Here is a 15,570-nt window from a genome sequence, read left to right on the forward strand (position 1 = left end):
AAACTTGCCGCGCCGCGGGGCGTTATGCGCGGCATGAAAACCGTCACCGAATTTCCCCGCAAGGTCGTCGAATTTCCCGATATGGGCATCGTCATGCCGGATGGCTGCCGGCTGTCGGCGCGGGTGTGGATGCCACAGGATGCCGGCGACGATCCGGTGCCTGCCATTCTCGAGCACCTGCCCTACCGCAAGCGCGACGGCACCATCTTTCGCGATCAGCTGACGCATCCCTATTTCGCCGGCCATGGCTACGCCTCGATCCGCGTCGACATGCGCGGCAATGGCGATTCCGAAGGGCTGATGGACGATGAATATTCCGAGCAGGAATTGCAGGATGCCTGCGACGTCATCGCCTGGGCGGCCAGCCAACCCTGGTGCAACGGCAATGTCGGCATGATGGGCATTTCCTGGGGCGGCTTCAACTGCCTGCAGGTCGCCGCCAAGCAGCCGCCGGCGCTGAAGGCGGTGATCAGCCTGTGCTCGACCGTCGACCGCTACGCCGACGACATCCACTACAAGGGCGGCTGCCTGCTGATCGAGAATTTCGGCTGGGCCTCGACGATGCTGTCCTATTCGTCACGGCCGCCGGATCCGCTGATCGCCGGCGACAACAGATGGCGTGATCTGTGGCTGACCCGGCTGGAAAACCAGTCCTTCCTTTTGCCGCTCTGGCTCAGCCACCAGCATCGCGACGCCTATTGGAAGCGTGGCTCGATCTGCGAGGATTTTTCCGCCGTCAAGGCCGCCGTTCTGTCGATCGGCGGCTGGCATGACGGCTACCGCAACACGATCTCGCACCTCGTCAGCAACATCGAGGCGCCGGTCAAGGGCATTGTCGGCCCCTGGATCCACAAATACCCGCATTATGCCGGGCCTCAGCCGGCCATCGGCTTCCTGCAGGAAGCGCTGCGCTGGTGGGACCGCTGGCTGAAGGGTGCCGAGACCGGCGTCGAGGCCGATCCGGACTACCGCGCCTATGTGATGGACAGCGTGCGCCCGGCCCGCTGGCACCCGGAGCGCCCGGGCCGCTGGGCGGCGGAGCAAGAATGGCCGTCGCCCGCCATCAAGACCCAGACCATCGATCTGCTGCCCAAGGGGAGCAAACCGGCCATCGTCGCCTCGCCGCAGAATTGTGGCCTCGCCGGCGGCGAGTATTTCCCGTTCACCTTCGGCCCGGAATTGCCGGGCGACCAGCGTCCCGACGATGCGCTGTCGGTCTGTTTCGACCAGCCGGAACTCTCCGACGCCATCGACATCGTCGGTGCGCCGGAAGTCCAGGTCATCTTCTCGTCCGACCGCCCGCAGGCCAATATCGCTGTTCGCCTCTGCGACGTGCATCCTGACGGCGCTTCGGAACTGATCTCCTATGGCGTGCTCAACCTGACGCATCGCGACTCGCACGAATTCCCCCACGCCCTGGTGCCGGGCGAGACCGTGTCGGCGCGTGTCGTGCTCGATCAATGCGCCTACCGCGTGCCGGCCGGCCATCGCCTGCGCATTGCCGTGTCGAACGCCTATTGGCCTATGATCTGGCCCTCGCCGGAGCCGGTCCAGCTGACCTTGTCGGCTGCGACGTTGGCCTTGCCGCTACGGCCGCTGGCAAAAGGCAACGAAGCGACGTTCGCCGAGCCGGAAGGGGCTGCGCCGTGGGCCACCGAGACTGTTCGGCCCGCCAATTCCGAACGCCATGTCGATCGTGACGAAAAGACGGGAATCGTCACGCTTTCCATAGCGGATGATTTCGGCGCGGTGCGCGATCTCGACCACGGCCTGGTCAATGGCAGCATTGCCCGCGAGACCTGGACGATCCATCCTGACAATCCATTGTCAGCCGCGGGAAAAACACACTGGACGCAGACGCTGTCGCGAAATGGATGGTCGGTGCGCACCGAGACATGGGCCGAGATGCGATCGGACGAACAAAACTTCATCGTCAGCGCCAGAATCGAGGCTTATGAGGGCGAAAAAATCGTCTTCGAACGCAATTTCGAGGAAAAGATTCCGCGCGCGCTTGTTTGAGCGCTGACACCGTTGGTCCAAATGCGACGTACGATTTACGCCACGGCATGTCGCATTCGGTCTTGCTTACCGCTTTCCCTTACGGTCATTATTCCCCTCACAAGAAGCAAGAAAATCGACCGCAGAGTCGAACCAACAGAGTGAGGAACTCAAATGTCAAACGAACTGGAATTCCTTAGCCGGCGGGTTGCAGCAGGCAAGCTGAGCCGTCGTGATTTTCTCGGCCGGGCGGCAGCGCTCGGCATCGCCGCGCCCTTCGCCAACTCGCTGCTTTCAAGCGCGGCGCGGGCGGCAGGACCGGTCAAGGGCGGCACGCTGAAGGCCGGCCTGGTCGGCGGTGAATCCACCAACAGCCTCGACCCGGCGCTGATGATGACGCAGGTGCCGTTCGCCTTCGGCAAGTGCTGGGGCGAAATGATCGTCGAGCTTTCGCCGGACGGCAAGCTCGAGAACCGTATCGCCGAGGAGATCGGCTCCTCCGACGATGCGAAGACCTGGACTCTGAAAATTCGCGACGGGGTCGAATTCCACAACGGCAAAACCGTGACCGCCGAGGACGTGGCCGCCACGCTCGAGCGTCATTCGGACGAGAAGTCGAAATCCGGCGCGCTCGGCTACATGAAGGGCATCGCGACCATCAAGGCCAGCGGCAAGGAAGTGGTGCTGACGCTGAAGGAGGCCAATGCCGACCTTCCCTACCTGCTGAGCGACTATCACCTGATCGTCCAGCCGAACGGCGGCAAGGAAAAGCCCGACGCCGGCATCTCGGCCGGCCCGTATGTGGTCAAGACCAACGAGCCCGGCGTGCGCCATGGCGGCGAGCGTTTCGCCAATTACTGGCAGGGCGACAAGATGGGCCATGCCGACCAGATCGAAGTCATCGTCATCAACGATGCGACGGCGCGCACGGCGGCCCTGCAGGGCGGCCAGGTCAACATGATCAATCGCGTCGAGCCGAAGATCGTCGACCTGATCAAGCGCGTGCCGGGCGTGACCATCCGCAACCATGCGGGTCCGGGCCACTATGTCTTCATCATGCATTGCAACACGGCGCCGTTCGACAACAACGACCTCAGAATGGCGCTGAAGCTCGCGATCGACCGCGAGGAGATGCTGACCAAGGTGCTGCGCGGCTATGGCTCGCTCGGCAACGACTTCCCGATCAACTCGTCCTATCCGCTGTTCACCGAGATCGAGCAGCGCAAGTACGATCCCGACAAGGCCAAGTTCCACTACAAGAAATCCGGCCATGACGGCACCGTGCTGCTCAGGACCTCCGACGTCGCCTTCCCCGGCGCGGTCGATGCCTCGCAGCTCTTCCAGCAGAGCGCGGCCAAGGCCGGCATCAAGATCGAACTTAAGCGCGAACCCGGCGACGGCTACTGGAACGAGGTCTGGAACAAGCAGCCCTTCTGCGCCTCCTATTGGGGCGGGCGTTCGACCCAGGACCAGATGTACTCGACCGCCTATCTATCGACCGCCGACTGGAACGACACGCGTTTCAAGCGCCCGGACTTCGACAAGATGGTGCTGGCAGCGCGCGCCGAACTCGACGAGGCCAAGCGCAAGCAGATGTACCACGACATGGCCGTCATGGTGCGCGACGAAGGCGGCCTGATCCTGCCGATGTTCAACCAGTTCATCGACGCCACCGGCGCCAAGGTCGATGGCTGGGTGGACGATCCGCATCAGGAACTGATGAACGGTTACGCCCTGGCGAAGTGCTGGCTGCAGGCCTGAGTCTGGCTTTGCAGAGATGTCTTCACCCATCTTGAAGCTAATTGCCCAGCGCATCGCGCTGGGCATCCTCCTTTTGTTGGCCATTTCGGTCCTGATCTTCGCCGGCACGCAAATCCTGCCCGGCGACGTCGCGCAAGCCATTCTGGGACAATCGGCGACGCCGGAGTCGCTCGCCAATCTGCGCGAGCAGCTCGGGCTGAACGACCCTGCCTATGTCAGGTATTTCCACTGGCTCGGCGGCGTGCTGACCGGCAACCTTGGCACGGCCATGTCGAGCGGCCAGGATATCGCCACCTCGATCAAGGGCCGGCTGTGGAACACGTTGTTCCTCGCCTTCTGGGCGGCGATCGTGGCCGTGCCGCTGGCGATCATCCTCGGCCTGATCGCGGTGCGTTACCGCAATGGCTGGGTCGACAAGCTGATCTCCGGACTGGCGCTCGCGTCGACCTCCTTCCCGGAATTCTTCATCGGCTATGTGCTGGTCTACTTCTTCGCCGTGAAGTGGCAGATCTTTCCCGGTATCTCGACTGTCTATGACGGCATGCCGTTCGGTGAGCGGATGCAGGCGATCGCGCTGCCGGCGACGGCGCTGACGCTGGTGGTGCTCGCCCACATGATGCGCATGACGCGCGCGGCGATCCTCAATGTCATGCAGTCGGCCTATGTCGAGACGGCGGAACTGAAAGGCCTGTCGGCCTTCAACGTCATCCGCAAGCACGCCTTCCCCAATGCCATCGCGCCGATCATCAACGTCGTCATGCTCAACCTCGCCTATCTGATCGTCGGCGTCGTCGTGGTCGAGGTGATCTTCGTCTATCCCGGCATGGGACAATATCTTGTCGATCACGTCACCAAGCGTGACGTGCCGGTGGTGCAGGCCGTCGGCCTGATCTTCGCCGCCGTCTACATCAGCCTCAACATCATCGCGGACATAGCGGCGATCATCGCCAATCCGCGCCTCAGACATCCGAAATAGGGGGCGGGCATGCTCGATATCAAACGCATCCCCATCCCCGCTCTGATCGGCATAATCCTGACGGCACTGTTCGTGCTGGCGGCGATCTTCGCGCCGTGGATCTCTCCGCATGACAATGCCGAGATCGTCGGCGATGTCTGGGAGCCGATGTCGGCGGCGCATTGGCTGGGCACCGACAATCTCGGCCGCGATCTCTTGTCACGCATGATCTACGGCGCCCGTATCACTTTGTTCATCGCGGTGCTGGCCACCGCGCTGTCGTTCTCGCTCGGCGCCATACTGGGCTTCTCGGCGGCGGTGTTCGGCGGCTGGTTCGACACGATCCTGTCGCGCCTCGTCGACCTCCTGATGTCGATCCCGACGCTGATCATGGGCCTGGTCGTGTTGTCGGTGCTTCCGACCAACCTGGTGACGCTGATTATGGTGATGGGCATTCTCGATTCGACACGCGTCTATCGCCTGTCGCGAGCGGTGGCCGTCGACATCAATGTCATGGACTATGTCGAAGCCGCCAAGCTGCGTGGCGAAGGCAGCGCCTGGATCATCTTCCGCGAAATCCTGCCCAATGCGCTGTCGCCGCTGGTTTCCGAACTCGGCCTGCGCTTCATCTATGCGGTGCTGTTCCTGTCGACGCTGTCCTTCCTCGGTCTTGGCGTGCAGCCACCGGATGCCGACTGGGGCGGCATGGTCAAGGAAAACAAGGACGGCATCGTCTTCGGCATCGGGGCGGCATTGATCCCGGCGGCGGCGATCGCCATGCTGGCGATCTCGGTCAACCTCGTCGCCGACTGGGTGCTTAACCGTACGACAAGCCTGAAGGGGGGACGCGGGTGATGGCCGACAGCAAAGCGAAGCCTGGCCTGCTCCTCGACATCCGCAATTTGCGCATCGAGGCCACCGTCTATCCGCCCGGCGAGCCGCCGAAGAACATCGTGCTGGTGCACGATGTTTCGCTGACGCTGGAAAAGGGCAAGGTGCTGGGCCTGATCGGCGAATCCGGTGCCGGCAAGTCGACCATCGGCCTGTCGTCCATGGGTTATGGGCGTGGCGGCGTGCGGATCACCGGTGGTGAGGTCATCCTCAACGGCCGCGATATCCTGAAGGGCGGCAAGGAAGGTTTCCGCAAGCTGCGCGGCCGCGAGGTCTGCTATGTCGCGCAATCGGCGGCGGCGGCCTTCAACCCGGCGCACAAGCTGATGGATCAGGTGGTGGAAGCCACTCTGCTGCACGGCACGGCGACGCGCGCCGAGGCCGAGAAGCGCGCCGTCGGGCTGTTCAAGAAGCTCAGCCTGCCAAACCCCGAAACCATCGGCGAACGCTTTCCGCACCAGGTTTCGGGCGGCCAGCTGCAGCGCGTGATGACGGCGATGGCGCTGTGCTCGGAACCGGACCTGATCGTCTTCGACGAGCCGACCACGGCGCTCGACGTAACGACGCAGATCGACGTTCTGGCGGCGATCAAGGATGCGATCCGCGACACCCATGTGGCGGCGCTCTACATCACCCACGATCTTGCTGTCGTCGCCCAGGTCTCCGACGAGATCATGGTGCTGCGCCATGGCCGACTGGTCGAATGGGGCGGCACAAGGCAGATCATCAAGGAACCACGCCAGGAATACACCAATGCGCTGGTCTCGGTGCATGAGATCGAACATGCCGAACAGAAACCCGGCACCACACCGTTCCTGTCGGTCAAGAACGTCACCGCTGCCTACGGCCGCAGCCACATCAAGGTGCTGAAGAACGTTTCGGTCGACATCTATCCCGGCCAGACGCTGGCCGTGGTGGGTGAGTCCGGCTCCGGAAAGTCGACGCTGGCGCGCGCCATCACCGGTTTGCTGCCGCCAGAGGAAGGCACCGTCACTTTCGACGGGCGCCCGCTGGCTAACCGGCTGGCCGACCGGCCGAAAGAAGATCTGCGCCAGTTGCAGATGATCTATCAGATGGCGGATGTGGCGATGAACCCGCGCCAGACCGTCGGTACCATCATCGGCCGGCCGCTCGAATTCTATTTCGGCATACGCGGTAAGGAACGCGACCGGCGCGTTGCCGAGCTGCTCGACAAGATCGAGATGGGCAAAGGCTTTTCGGACCGCTACCCGGCCGAGCTTTCCGGCGGCCAGAAGCAGCGTGTCTGCATTGCCCGTTCGCTCGCCGCCAAGCCCAAGCTGATCATCTGCGACGAGGTAACGTCGGCGCTCGACCCGCTGGTCGCGCACGGCATCCTGGAGCTGCTGCTCGAGTTGCAGAAGGAGGAGAACGTCGCCTATCTGTTCATCACCCACGACCTTGCCACGGTGAAGTCGATCGCCGATTCGATCGCGGTGATGTATCGCGGCGAAGTGGTGCGCTATGGGCCGAAGAGCAAGGTACTGACCCCGCCCTTCGATGACTACACCGACCTTCTCCTGTCGTCGGTCCCGGAGATGGAGATCGGCTGGCTGGAAAAGGCGATCAAGGGACGGCGCATGGCCAGCGCCGGGAACTAGCGACCGCTGGTCAGAGGCGGCTTTCGTCATCGGTATGCAACACTAAAGCGCCACACGTCCTTGCGGACGGGCGCTGCTCGTGACGTTGTTTTCAACAAGGGGTAGGACATGAAGACTGAACTCGACCATCTCGCCGATCTCGCCGGCCAGGGCCGGATATCGCGTCGCGATTTCCTTGGCCGCACGGCGGCTCTGGGTGTGTCGGCCGCACTGGCAACGACGCTGGCCGGGAAAGCCTTCGCACAGACGCCGGTCAAGGGCGGCATCCTCAAGGCCGGCCTGCAGGGCGGCGAGTCGACCAACAGCCTCGACCCGGCGCTGAACCTCAGCCAGGTCACTTTCAGTTTCTGCAAGCAGTGGGGTGAATTCCTGGTTCGCCTCAAGCCGGATGGCGGCGTGGAGAACCTCATCGCCGAGGAGATCGGCGCTTCCGCCGACGCCAAGACCTGGACGATCAAGGTGCGCGACGGCATTGAATTCCACAATGGCAAGACCGTGACCGCCGAAGACGTCGCGGCCACGCTCGAACGTCACGCCGACGAGAAGTCGAAGTCGGGCGCGCTGGGCGTGCTGAAGAACATCAAAGGCATCAAGCCGAGCGGCAAGGAAGTGGTCGTCACACTGGGCGACGCCGATGCCGACTTCCCCTATCTGATGGCCGACTACCATCTCGTCATCCAGCCGAATGGCGGCAAGGACAATCCGAATGCCGGCATCAGCGCCGGCCCCTACAAGGTCACCGTCAACCAGCCCGGCGTGCGCCATGGCGGCGAGCGCTTCGCCAATTACTGGCGCGGCGACAAGGCAGGCCACGCCGACCAGGTCGAGATCGTCGTCATCAATGACGCGACGGCGCGGCTGGCCGCGCTGCAAGGCGGCCAGGTGCACATGATAAACCGCGTCGAGCCAAAGGTCGTCGACCTGGTCAAGCGCATTCCCGGTGTCACAATCGAGAACGTCTCGGGCCGTGGCTACTATCCGTTCAATATGTTCTGCGACACGGCGCCGTTCGACAACAATGACCTCAGAATTGCGCTGAAGCTCGCCATGGACCGCGACGAACTGCTGGAGAAGATCCTGCGCGGCTACGGCTCGGTCGGCAACGACTTCCCGATCAACGAAGCCTATCCATTGTTTACAGCCATCGAGCAGCGCAAGTTCGATCCGGAAAAGGCGGCCGCGGCCTACAAGAAGTCGGGCCATAGCGGTTCGATCCTGCTGCGCACCTCCGACGTCGCTTTCCCGGGCGCCGTCGATGCCGCGCAGCTTTACCAGCAGAGCGCTGCCAAGGCCGGCATCAAGATCGAGATCAAGCGCGAACCCGGCGACGGCTACTGGTCGGAAGTCTGGAACAAGCAGCCCTTCTCGCTCTCCTACTGGGGCGGCCGGCCGACGCAGGACCAGATGTATTCCACCGGCTATGTCTCGACCGCCGACTGGAACGACACCCGCTTCAAGCGGCCGGAATTCGATAAGATGCTGTTCACCGCCCGCGCCGAACTCGACCAGGCCAAACGCAAGGCGATCTACCATGACATGGCGGTGCTGATGCGCGACGAAGGCGGACTGATCGTGCCGTTCTTCAACCAGTTCATCGACGCTGCCGCCACCAACAAGATCAGTGGCTACGTCAAGAACCCAAATGGCGAAATGATGGACGGCTATGCATTGAACGAATGCTGGCTAAACGCCTAGCTTCGAGCTGACACTGACAGGCGCCGCGTGTCCGTGCGACACGCGGCGCTCTCGTTTCAACGGACAATCGCGGGGAAACAGCCCATGGCGCTCCAATCCAAGCTTTTGCTGATCATCCTCGACGGCGTACCTTACCGGAACTGGCGCCGGCTGATGGGCAATCTCGAAGGCTGGGTACAATCGGGCGAGGCGCGGGTGTGGAAGATGCGCTCGGTGCTGCCGTCGACCTCGGCCTGCTGCTACGCCTCCATCCACACCGGCGTGTCGCCGCAGGTGCACGGCATCCTTTCCAACGAGAACCGTTTTCGCGTCAGGCAACCGGACATCTTCTCGGAGGTCAGCAAGGCCGGCGGCAAGACCGGGGCGGTGACCCACTCCTACTGGTCGGAATTCTTCCGGTCCTATCCGTTCGATCTGGTCGAGGACATCGAGTATGACGAGCCCGGCGAGCCGATCACGCATGGCCGCTTCCACACCATGACCGGCTACAACGCCCGCAACCAGATGACGCCGAGCGATGTCGATCTGTTCGCGACGCTGACCATGCTGACCAAACGCCACGGCATCGACTACGGCATCCTGCACACCTGCACGCTGGATTCGATGGGCCATCGCTTCGGTCACGACTGCCACGAGATGGACCATGCCGTCTATGCGATGGACGGCATGCTGGCGGCCTTCCTGCCGGGTTGGATCGCGGCCGGCTACGAGGTCATGGTCACCGCCGATCACGGCCAGACCGACCGCGGCCACCATGGCGGCCACGACGACGAGATGCAGGATTTCGCGCTGTATTATTTCGGCCCTGCGCAAGGTCCCGAGGGCAATACGCTGCTCGACCAGCTGCAGCTGGCGCCGACGGTGCTGAGCCGGCTGGGTGTGGCTATTCCGGCGACGATGAAGGCGAAGCCTTTCTTGAGTTGAGCCGGCGGCTCTGGCAACCTCCCCTTTCTTCGGTTAGCCTCCGCAAATTCCTTGGCGGAGGATGAACCTTTTTGGACCGATCAGCGACAGAGCAGACAGGAGCCAGGCGGCTCGACCGGCCATGACGGCAGCGACGGATACCGATCGCGCGCTAGTCGACCGGGTCGCGAAGGGCGACCGTGCCGCCGTTCGGCTCCTGTTCATGCGTCACCACGCGCGGGTCTACCGCTTCGTGGCGCGCCAGACGGGATCGGAAATGATGGCTGACGATATCGCGAACGAGGTGTTCCTCGAACTGTGGCGCCAGGCGCCAGGCTTCGAAGGGCGCTCCGAAGTCTCGACATGGCTGCTCGGCATCGCCCGGTTCAAGGCGTTGTCGCTGCTGCGCAAGAAGAAGGAAGACTGGATCGACGACGAGGCCGCCGCCGCGGTGCCCGACGGCGCCGACACGCCGGAGGTCGTCACGATGAAAGAGGACAAGGCCGCCGCCTTGCGCCGCTTCATCGACGCCTTGCCCGAAGAGCATCGCACGGTGATCGACCTCGCCTATTATCACGGGCAATCGGTGACCGAGATCGGCGAGGTGCTCGCCATCCCGGTCGCGACCGTCAAGACCCGGATGTTCTACGCCCGCAAGAAACTCGGCGAGGCCCTCAAGGCCGCCGGTTACGACAGGGGGTGGCCATGAGCGCCGCTGAAAAGATGTCGCGCCGCGACGAAATGGAAACGCTGCTCCCGTTCTATCTGAACGGCTCGCTGGAAGGTTCCGACCTCGAAGCTGTCGAGGAATGGCTGGCGACTGATCCGGCGGCGATGGCAGCCCTTGGGGAAGCCGAGGCCGAGTTCTCCGGCACGTCGGCCGCCAATGAAGCCATCCGCCCGCCCGCCGATGCGCTCAGCCGCTTCGCCAGGGCGCTCGATGCCGAGGCCGGACCCGCACGCAAGCCAGCAAGCTCGTCCTGGCTGACGCAGGCCTGGGGCCGCTTCATGGCGGTGCCGGTCGGCGTCGCCTGGGCAGCGGCCGCCGTCCTGCTGGCGCTGATCGCGGTGCAGTCCCTGGTTCAGCCCGGTGGCAAAGGCAAGGATTTCGAGATTGCTGGCGCGCAAGACGATCTGGCCAAAATGCCGTTCGCGCTGGTCAAGTTCAAACCGGATGCAAAGATATCGGACATTTCGGTATTCCTCGGCAGCAACGGTCTGAAGGTCATCGGTGGCCCGACCGCCGACGGCGTGTTCCGGCTCGGCGTTCCCGCGATCAACGCGGCCGATTACGCCAAGCAGCTTAGCCTTATTGCTGCCCAGCCGTTCGCGGACACTGTGATCGAGGGAAGGAAACCGGCTGATGGCGGCTGAGGCGGCCCTTCGATTTGCGGCAATCCTTGCGGCGGCGATGACAATCGCCGCCGTGCCTGCGTCGGCACAGACCAACGCCGCTAACAGCGACCAGACGAAAATCGACTGCCGCAACGGCACCAATGCCGCCGGCGCCAACTGCGCCAAGGACGGCAGCGGCGCCAGCGACAATGCCGGCGGTGCGGGTCCTGCCCAGGCCGGCACCGTCTTTCTTCCCGCCCTGATCGTCGACCTGTTTCCCAATCCGGTCGCGCCTCCGGCACCGGTGCCGACGCCACGGCCAGAACCGGCGACGCCACCCGGCAACAACCAGGCCGGCCCGCCGGCCGGCGGTCCGATCATCTCGCCGACCGATCTCTTTGCCGTTCAGCCGCCGCGCGCGGTGGCCGGCGAGTTCGTGCCCGACGAGGTGCTGGTGACCGTCGACGGCGATGCCGGTGCCGTGCAGCAGATCGCTGCCTCCTTCGGCCTTGAAGTGCGCTCGCAGCGCCAGTCCCGCCTGCTCGGCACCACTTTGGTGCGCTTCGGCATTCCCGACGGCCGTCCCGTCGGCGTCGTGCTGGCGCAGCTTGCCGCAGACGGGCGCACCCAGCGGCGCGAACCCAATCATATCTATACACTGCAGCAGGCCGCGGGCATCGTGAACTATGCCTTCGGCCGCATCGAACTCGATTCCAAGCAGGCCAGCGGCGAAAACGTCAGGGTTGCCGTCATCGACACCGGCATCGACGACGCCAATCCGGCACTGGCCGGCGTCATCGCCGCGCAGTTCGATGCCATGCCCGACGTGCCGATCGAGAAGCGCGACCACGGCACTTCGGTTGACGGGCTGATCGCCGGCGTCGGCACGCTGGAAGGCATGGCGCCGGGCGCCAGGATCTATCACGCCCGCGCCTTCGAGGGTGGCAAGTCGACCATGGATGTCATCCTGTCGGCGCTCGACTGGGCGGCGGAGCAAAATGTCAGCATTATCAATATGAGCTTCGTCGGGCCGAAGAACGATTTGCTCGGCGCCGCCTGCCGCAATGCAAGGGCACTCGGCATGGTGCTGGTCGCCGCCGCCGGTAATAACGGGCCAAAGGCGCCCTATGGCTACCCGGCAGCCTTCGACGGCGTCATCGCGGTGACCGCAACAGACGCAAAGGACGGATTGATGCCGCAAGCTAATCGCGGCGCCTATGTCTTCATCTCGGCGCCCGGCGTCGAGATGGTGGCGCCAAGCGGCGCCGGCTCGGACGTGGTCACCGGCACCTCGTTCGCAGCGGCGATTGTCAGCGGCGCCATCGCCAATCTCCTCCATGCTTCGCCCGACCGCTCGGCCGACGACATCGAGAAAGCACTGGCGGCAACGGCGAAAGATCTCGGCCCGAAGGGGCGCGACAATGATTTCGGCTATGGGCTGCTGGACATCAAGGCGGCGGACGCGGCGAAGTAGTTGTCTGCCGCTATCAGCCTGCCTAGCTACGCCGGCGCGCCGGCGACCGAGCCGCGCACCACCAGATCGACCGGCCAGACTTCGCCGCGAGCGCCTTCTTCCAGTCCCGATATCCGCGCGGCCAGCCGTTCGGCGACGCGGGCGCCGGCAAGGCGGATCGACGAGCGCGTCGTCGACAGCGGCACGGAAAAATTCTCCGGCTTCAGCCAGGGAAAGACGTCGTCATGGGCGATCAACGACACGTCGCCGGGAATCGTCAGGCCGAGGTCGCGCACCGCGCGCACGACGCCCAGCGCCATGATCAAGCTGGAACAGGCGATCGCTGTCGGCGCATCGCTCTCCTCCAGCAGACGCCTGGTGGCCCGATAGCCGTTCTCCTCGGTCATGACCACGGAGCAGACGTGGCGTTCGCCCAAGGTCAGCCCGCTTGCGGCAAGCGCCCGGCGCACGCCGCGCTCGCGATGGATGGCGAATGTCTCGCGGTCGTCGCCATTGATCAGCGCCAGCCGCCGGTGGCCGAGTTGCACCAGCAGGCGCGCCGCCTCGTGGAAAGCACCCTCATTGTCGATGTCGAGATAGGGATAGTCGAAGTCGAAGCCTTCGCTGCGACCATGGACGAGGAAAGGAATGCCGAGCGTGCTGACCAGCGACACCCGACTGTCCCGCGGCCTCGGCGAAGAGATGTAGACGGCATCGACCTGCCGGTTGGCGACGATGCGCCGATAGGTCGTCTCCTGGTCGTCAGCGTCGGCCGGCGACAGCACGAGATCAAGCTCGTGCGAGCGGGCATAGTCGCCGAGACCGGAGAGGAACTCGACGAAATGCGGGTCGATGTCGACGGCCGCCCCCGTCGGCAGGACATAGCCGATCATGCCGGATTTGCCGGTCGCCAGCCGCCGCGCGCTCGGATTGGGGCGATAGCCATGGCGCTTGGCGGCATCCATGACGCGCCTGCGCGTCTCCTCGTTGACCTCCGGATAGCCGTTCAGTGCCCGGCTTACCGTAGTCTGGGAGAGCGCCAGCATTTGCGCGAGCTGCTTGAGGTTCACAACGGCCTCCATTCCCTCAAAGCGCTTTTAAGTTGAATCGACCCAAGTGCCGCAAGGGCGCGACGGCATCGGGACGACCATAGTCGGGGTTGAGGCCGGTTTGAAACAGAAAATTGCTGTTGCGCTGCCAAAAAGCATGCTGCGCTGCACTTTTCAGCTCACAAATTCGCAAAATTAAATCGATTAGTTTACCGAGCCTCTTGACTTCCGGATGATTCAATGGCGTGATCGAAAAAGCCAAAGCGCTTTGGAAGACTCTTCGAAAGGTTGCGGTTCCCTTGCGACTGAGTCACAGTCCTGCGGCGTCGGCGGGCGGAATGGAGGTTCCGTCCGGTGTATGTGACCCACTGGGAGGAATACCGATGAAGAAAATGCTTTTGCTGGGTGTTGCGTTTGGTGCGCTCGCCCTTGGCGCCCCCGCGCATGCTGAACTGAAGTTCAAGCCGGGCGAGGATCCGAAGTTTCACTGGGCGAATTTTGAAGACCTCAAGAAAGTCGATCTCAAGGGCGAGACGCTGACCATCTTCGGGCCGTGGCGCGGCGAGGATGAGACGCTTGTCCGTTCGGTGCTCGATTATTTCTCCGAGGCGACCGGGGCGGAGGTGAAATACTCCTCATCCGAAAATTACGAGCAGCAGATTGTCATCGACACCCAGGCCGGCAGCCCGCCGAACATCGCCGTCCTGCCGCAGCCGGGCCTGATCCAGGACCTCGCTTCCAAAGGCGTGCTGACCCCGCTGGGCGACGACGTCGCCGCCTGGATCAAGGAGAACTACGCCGCCGGCGACTCCTGGGCCAAACTCGGCACCTATACGGGCAAGGACGGCAAGTCGGCTTTCTATGCCTTTCCCTACAAGATCGACGTGAAAGGTCTGGTCTGGTACTCGCCTGACAATTTCCAGGAAGCCGGCTACAAGGTGCCGAAGACCCAGGAGGAACTGGCCGAGCTCGAAAAGAAGATCATCGCCGATGGCGGCAAGCCATGGTGCATCGGGCTTGGCTCCGGCGGCGCGACCGGCTGGCCGGCGACCGACTGGGTCGAGGACATCATGCTCAGGACGCAGCCGCCCGAAGTTTACGACAAGTGGACAAAGAACGAGATTCCGTTCACCGATCCGGCAGTGGTCAACGCCATCGACATCTTCGGCAAGATCGCCACCGACGACAAGATGGTGGATGGCGGCGCCAAGGCGGTGGCCGCGACCGACTTCCGCGACAGCCCGAAGGGCCTCTTTACCGTGCCGCCGAAGTGCTACATGCACCATCAGGCATCGTTCATCCCCTCCTTCTTTCCGGAGGGCGTAAAGCTCGGCCAGGATGCGGACTTCTTCCCCTACCCGCCCTACGCCTCCAAGCCGGAACTTGGCACGCCGCTGGAAGTCGCCGGAACGCTGGTGATGATCACCAAGGATTCCAAGGCTTCGCGCGAATTCATCAAGTTCCTCGAGATGCCGCTCGCCCATGAATTGTGGATGGCGCAGAAGAGCTTTGTCACGCCCTTCAAGGGTGCCAACAAGGACGCCTATGGCAGCGATGCGCTGAAGAAGCAGGGCGAGATCCTGGTCGGAGCGACGACGGTCCGCTTCGACGGTTCGGACCTGATGCCCGGCAAGGTCGGCGCCGGCTCATTCTGGACCGGCATGATCGATCTGGTCGGCGGCAAATCCGCCCAGGATGTGGCCACCGACATCCAGAAGAGCTGGGACGCCATCAAGTAGCCAGCTGGCAAGTAAGCAGCCGCTTCGGCTGCGGTTGGAAACTTCCTGATCCACAGACTGGATCCGGGCCGTGTCGGCCCGGATCCGCCCGGCGCTGCACGCCGGACCGATTTGCGTTCGCTCGTTCCGATTAACTGAATCGGCGCATCGCCACATCGCCAAGGCCGTTCCA

The 15,570-nt window shown here is 63.5% G+C and carries 13 protein-coding genes; 11 read left to right on the forward strand and 2 right to left on the reverse strand.

All coding sequences use genetic code 11. The annotated features are described in order from the left end of the window. The first annotated feature begins 33 nt into the window (after window positions 1–33). The 10 genes from JN279_RS01845 to JN279_RS01890 all read left to right on the forward strand — a co-directional run bounded on the left by JN279_RS01845 (window position 34) and on the right by JN279_RS01890 (window position 12,631). Window positions 34–2,019 (forward strand): CocE/NonD family hydrolase, encoded by a 1,986-nt coding sequence (locus JN279_RS01845; RefSeq protein ID WP_096458351.1) that lies wholly within the window; start codon window positions 34–36, stop codon window positions 2,017–2,019. Window positions 2,020–2,172: 153 nt separating this feature from the next. Continuing rightward, window positions 2,173–3,759, forward strand: coding sequence for an ABC transporter substrate-binding protein (locus JN279_RS01850; protein WP_096452849.1), 1,587 nt, complete (start codon window positions 2,173–2,175; stop codon window positions 3,757–3,759). 16 nt (window positions 3,760–3,775) lie between these two features. Next, window positions 3,776–4,735: an ABC transporter permease gene (locus tag JN279_RS01855; RefSeq protein WP_096452847.1), complete on the forward strand. Its 960-nt coding sequence runs from the start codon at window positions 3,776–3,778 to the stop codon at window positions 4,733–4,735. Window positions 4,736–4,744: 9 nt separating this feature from the next. Continuing rightward, window positions 4,745–5,569 (forward strand): ABC transporter permease, encoded by an 825-nt coding sequence (locus tag JN279_RS01860; protein ID WP_096452845.1) that lies wholly within the window; start codon window positions 4,745–4,747, stop codon window positions 5,567–5,569. Beyond that, window positions 5,569–7,224, forward strand: coding sequence for an ABC transporter ATP-binding protein (locus JN279_RS01865; RefSeq protein WP_096452843.1), 1,656 nt, complete (start codon window positions 5,569–5,571; stop codon window positions 7,222–7,224). The genes JN279_RS01860 and JN279_RS01865 overlap by 1 nt, the downstream gene beginning before the upstream one ends. A gap of 108 nt (window positions 7,225–7,332) precedes the next feature. Then, a complete protein-coding gene (locus tag JN279_RS01870) occupies window positions 7,333–8,919 on the forward strand; it encodes an ABC transporter substrate-binding protein (protein WP_096452841.1) in 1,587 nt (528 codons plus the stop codon). Window positions 8,920–9,003: 84 nt separating this feature from the next. Then, on the forward strand, window positions 9,004–9,843 hold the full coding sequence (locus JN279_RS01875; RefSeq protein ID WP_096452839.1) for an alkaline phosphatase family protein: 840 nt from the start codon (window positions 9,004–9,006) through the stop codon (window positions 9,841–9,843). A gap of 121 nt (window positions 9,844–9,964) precedes the next feature. Further along, window positions 9,965–10,531, forward strand: a complete 567-nt coding sequence (locus JN279_RS01880; protein WP_096452837.1) for a sigma-70 family RNA polymerase sigma factor — start codon at window positions 9,965–9,967, stop codon at window positions 10,529–10,531. Next, window positions 10,528–11,196 (forward strand): anti-sigma factor, encoded by a 669-nt coding sequence (locus tag JN279_RS01885; protein ID WP_202351845.1) that lies wholly within the window; start codon window positions 10,528–10,530, stop codon window positions 11,194–11,196. Before JN279_RS01880 ends, JN279_RS01885 begins: the two co-directional genes overlap by 4 nt. After that, a complete protein-coding gene (locus JN279_RS01890) occupies window positions 11,186–12,631 on the forward strand; it encodes a S8 family serine peptidase (RefSeq protein WP_096452833.1) in 1,446 nt (481 codons plus the stop codon). Before JN279_RS01885 ends, JN279_RS01890 begins: the two co-directional genes overlap by 11 nt. 26 nt (window positions 12,632–12,657) lie before the next feature. On the opposite strand, the gene JN279_RS01895 is transcribed toward JN279_RS01890, so the two are convergent. Beyond that, complete coding sequence (locus JN279_RS01895; protein WP_096458348.1) at window positions 12,658–13,680, reverse strand: substrate-binding domain-containing protein; 1,023 nt, start codon at window positions 13,678–13,680, stop codon at window positions 12,658–12,660. Between the two features lie 16 nt (window positions 13,681–13,696). Further along, window positions 13,697–13,921, reverse strand: coding sequence for a hypothetical protein (locus JN279_RS01900; protein ID WP_202351846.1), 225 nt, complete (start codon window positions 13,919–13,921; stop codon window positions 13,697–13,699). 121 nt (window positions 13,922–14,042) lie between these two features. Here JN279_RS01900 and JN279_RS01905 point away from each other — a divergent pair, with 121 nt between their 5' ends. Continuing rightward, window positions 14,043–15,398 carry an ABC transporter substrate-binding protein gene (locus JN279_RS01905; protein ID WP_202351847.1) on the forward strand — a complete coding sequence of 452 codons (1,356 nt, stop codon included), beginning with the start codon at window positions 14,043–14,045 and terminating at the stop codon, window positions 15,396–15,398. The last annotated feature ends 172 nt before the right edge of the window (window positions 15,399–15,570 follow it).

This window comes from Mesorhizobium sp. 113-1-2 (assembly GCF_016756475.1).
In the GTDB taxonomy this organism is placed as follows: Bacteria; Pseudomonadota; Alphaproteobacteria; order Rhizobiales; family Rhizobiaceae; genus Mesorhizobium; species Mesorhizobium loti_C.

Bases quoted from the DNA above. Each gene is read 5' to 3' on its own strand.
- JN279_RS01845 (WP_096458351.1), top strand. From the start codon at position 34: ATGAAAACCGTCACCGAATTTCCCCGCAAGGTCGTCGAATTTCCCGAT.
- JN279_RS01850 (WP_096452849.1), top strand. From the start codon at position 2,173: ATGTCAAACGAACTGGAATTCCTTAGCCGGCGGGTTGCAGCAGGCAAG.
- JN279_RS01855 (WP_096452847.1), top strand. From the start codon at position 3,776: ATGTCTTCACCCATCTTGAAGCTAATTGCCCAGCGCATCGCGCTGGGC.
- JN279_RS01860 (WP_096452845.1), top strand. From the start codon at position 4,745: ATGCTCGATATCAAACGCATCCCCATCCCCGCTCTGATCGGCATAATC.
- JN279_RS01865 (WP_096452843.1), top strand. From the start codon at position 5,569: ATGGCCGACAGCAAAGCGAAGCCTGGCCTGCTCCTCGACATCCGCAAT.
- JN279_RS01870 (WP_096452841.1), top strand. From the start codon at position 7,333: ATGAAGACTGAACTCGACCATCTCGCCGATCTCGCCGGCCAGGGCCGG.
- JN279_RS01875 (WP_096452839.1), top strand. From the start codon at position 9,004: ATGGCGCTCCAATCCAAGCTTTTGCTGATCATCCTCGACGGCGTACCT.
- JN279_RS01880 (WP_096452837.1), top strand. From the start codon at position 9,965: ATGACGGCAGCGACGGATACCGATCGCGCGCTAGTCGACCGGGTCGCG.
- JN279_RS01885 (WP_202351845.1), top strand. From the start codon at position 10,528: ATGAGCGCCGCTGAAAAGATGTCGCGCCGCGACGAAATGGAAACGCTG.
- JN279_RS01890 (WP_096452833.1), top strand. From the start codon at position 11,186: ATGGCGGCTGAGGCGGCCCTTCGATTTGCGGCAATCCTTGCGGCGGCG.
- JN279_RS01905 (WP_202351847.1), top strand. From the start codon at position 14,043: ATGAAGAAAATGCTTTTGCTGGGTGTTGCGTTTGGTGCGCTCGCCCTT.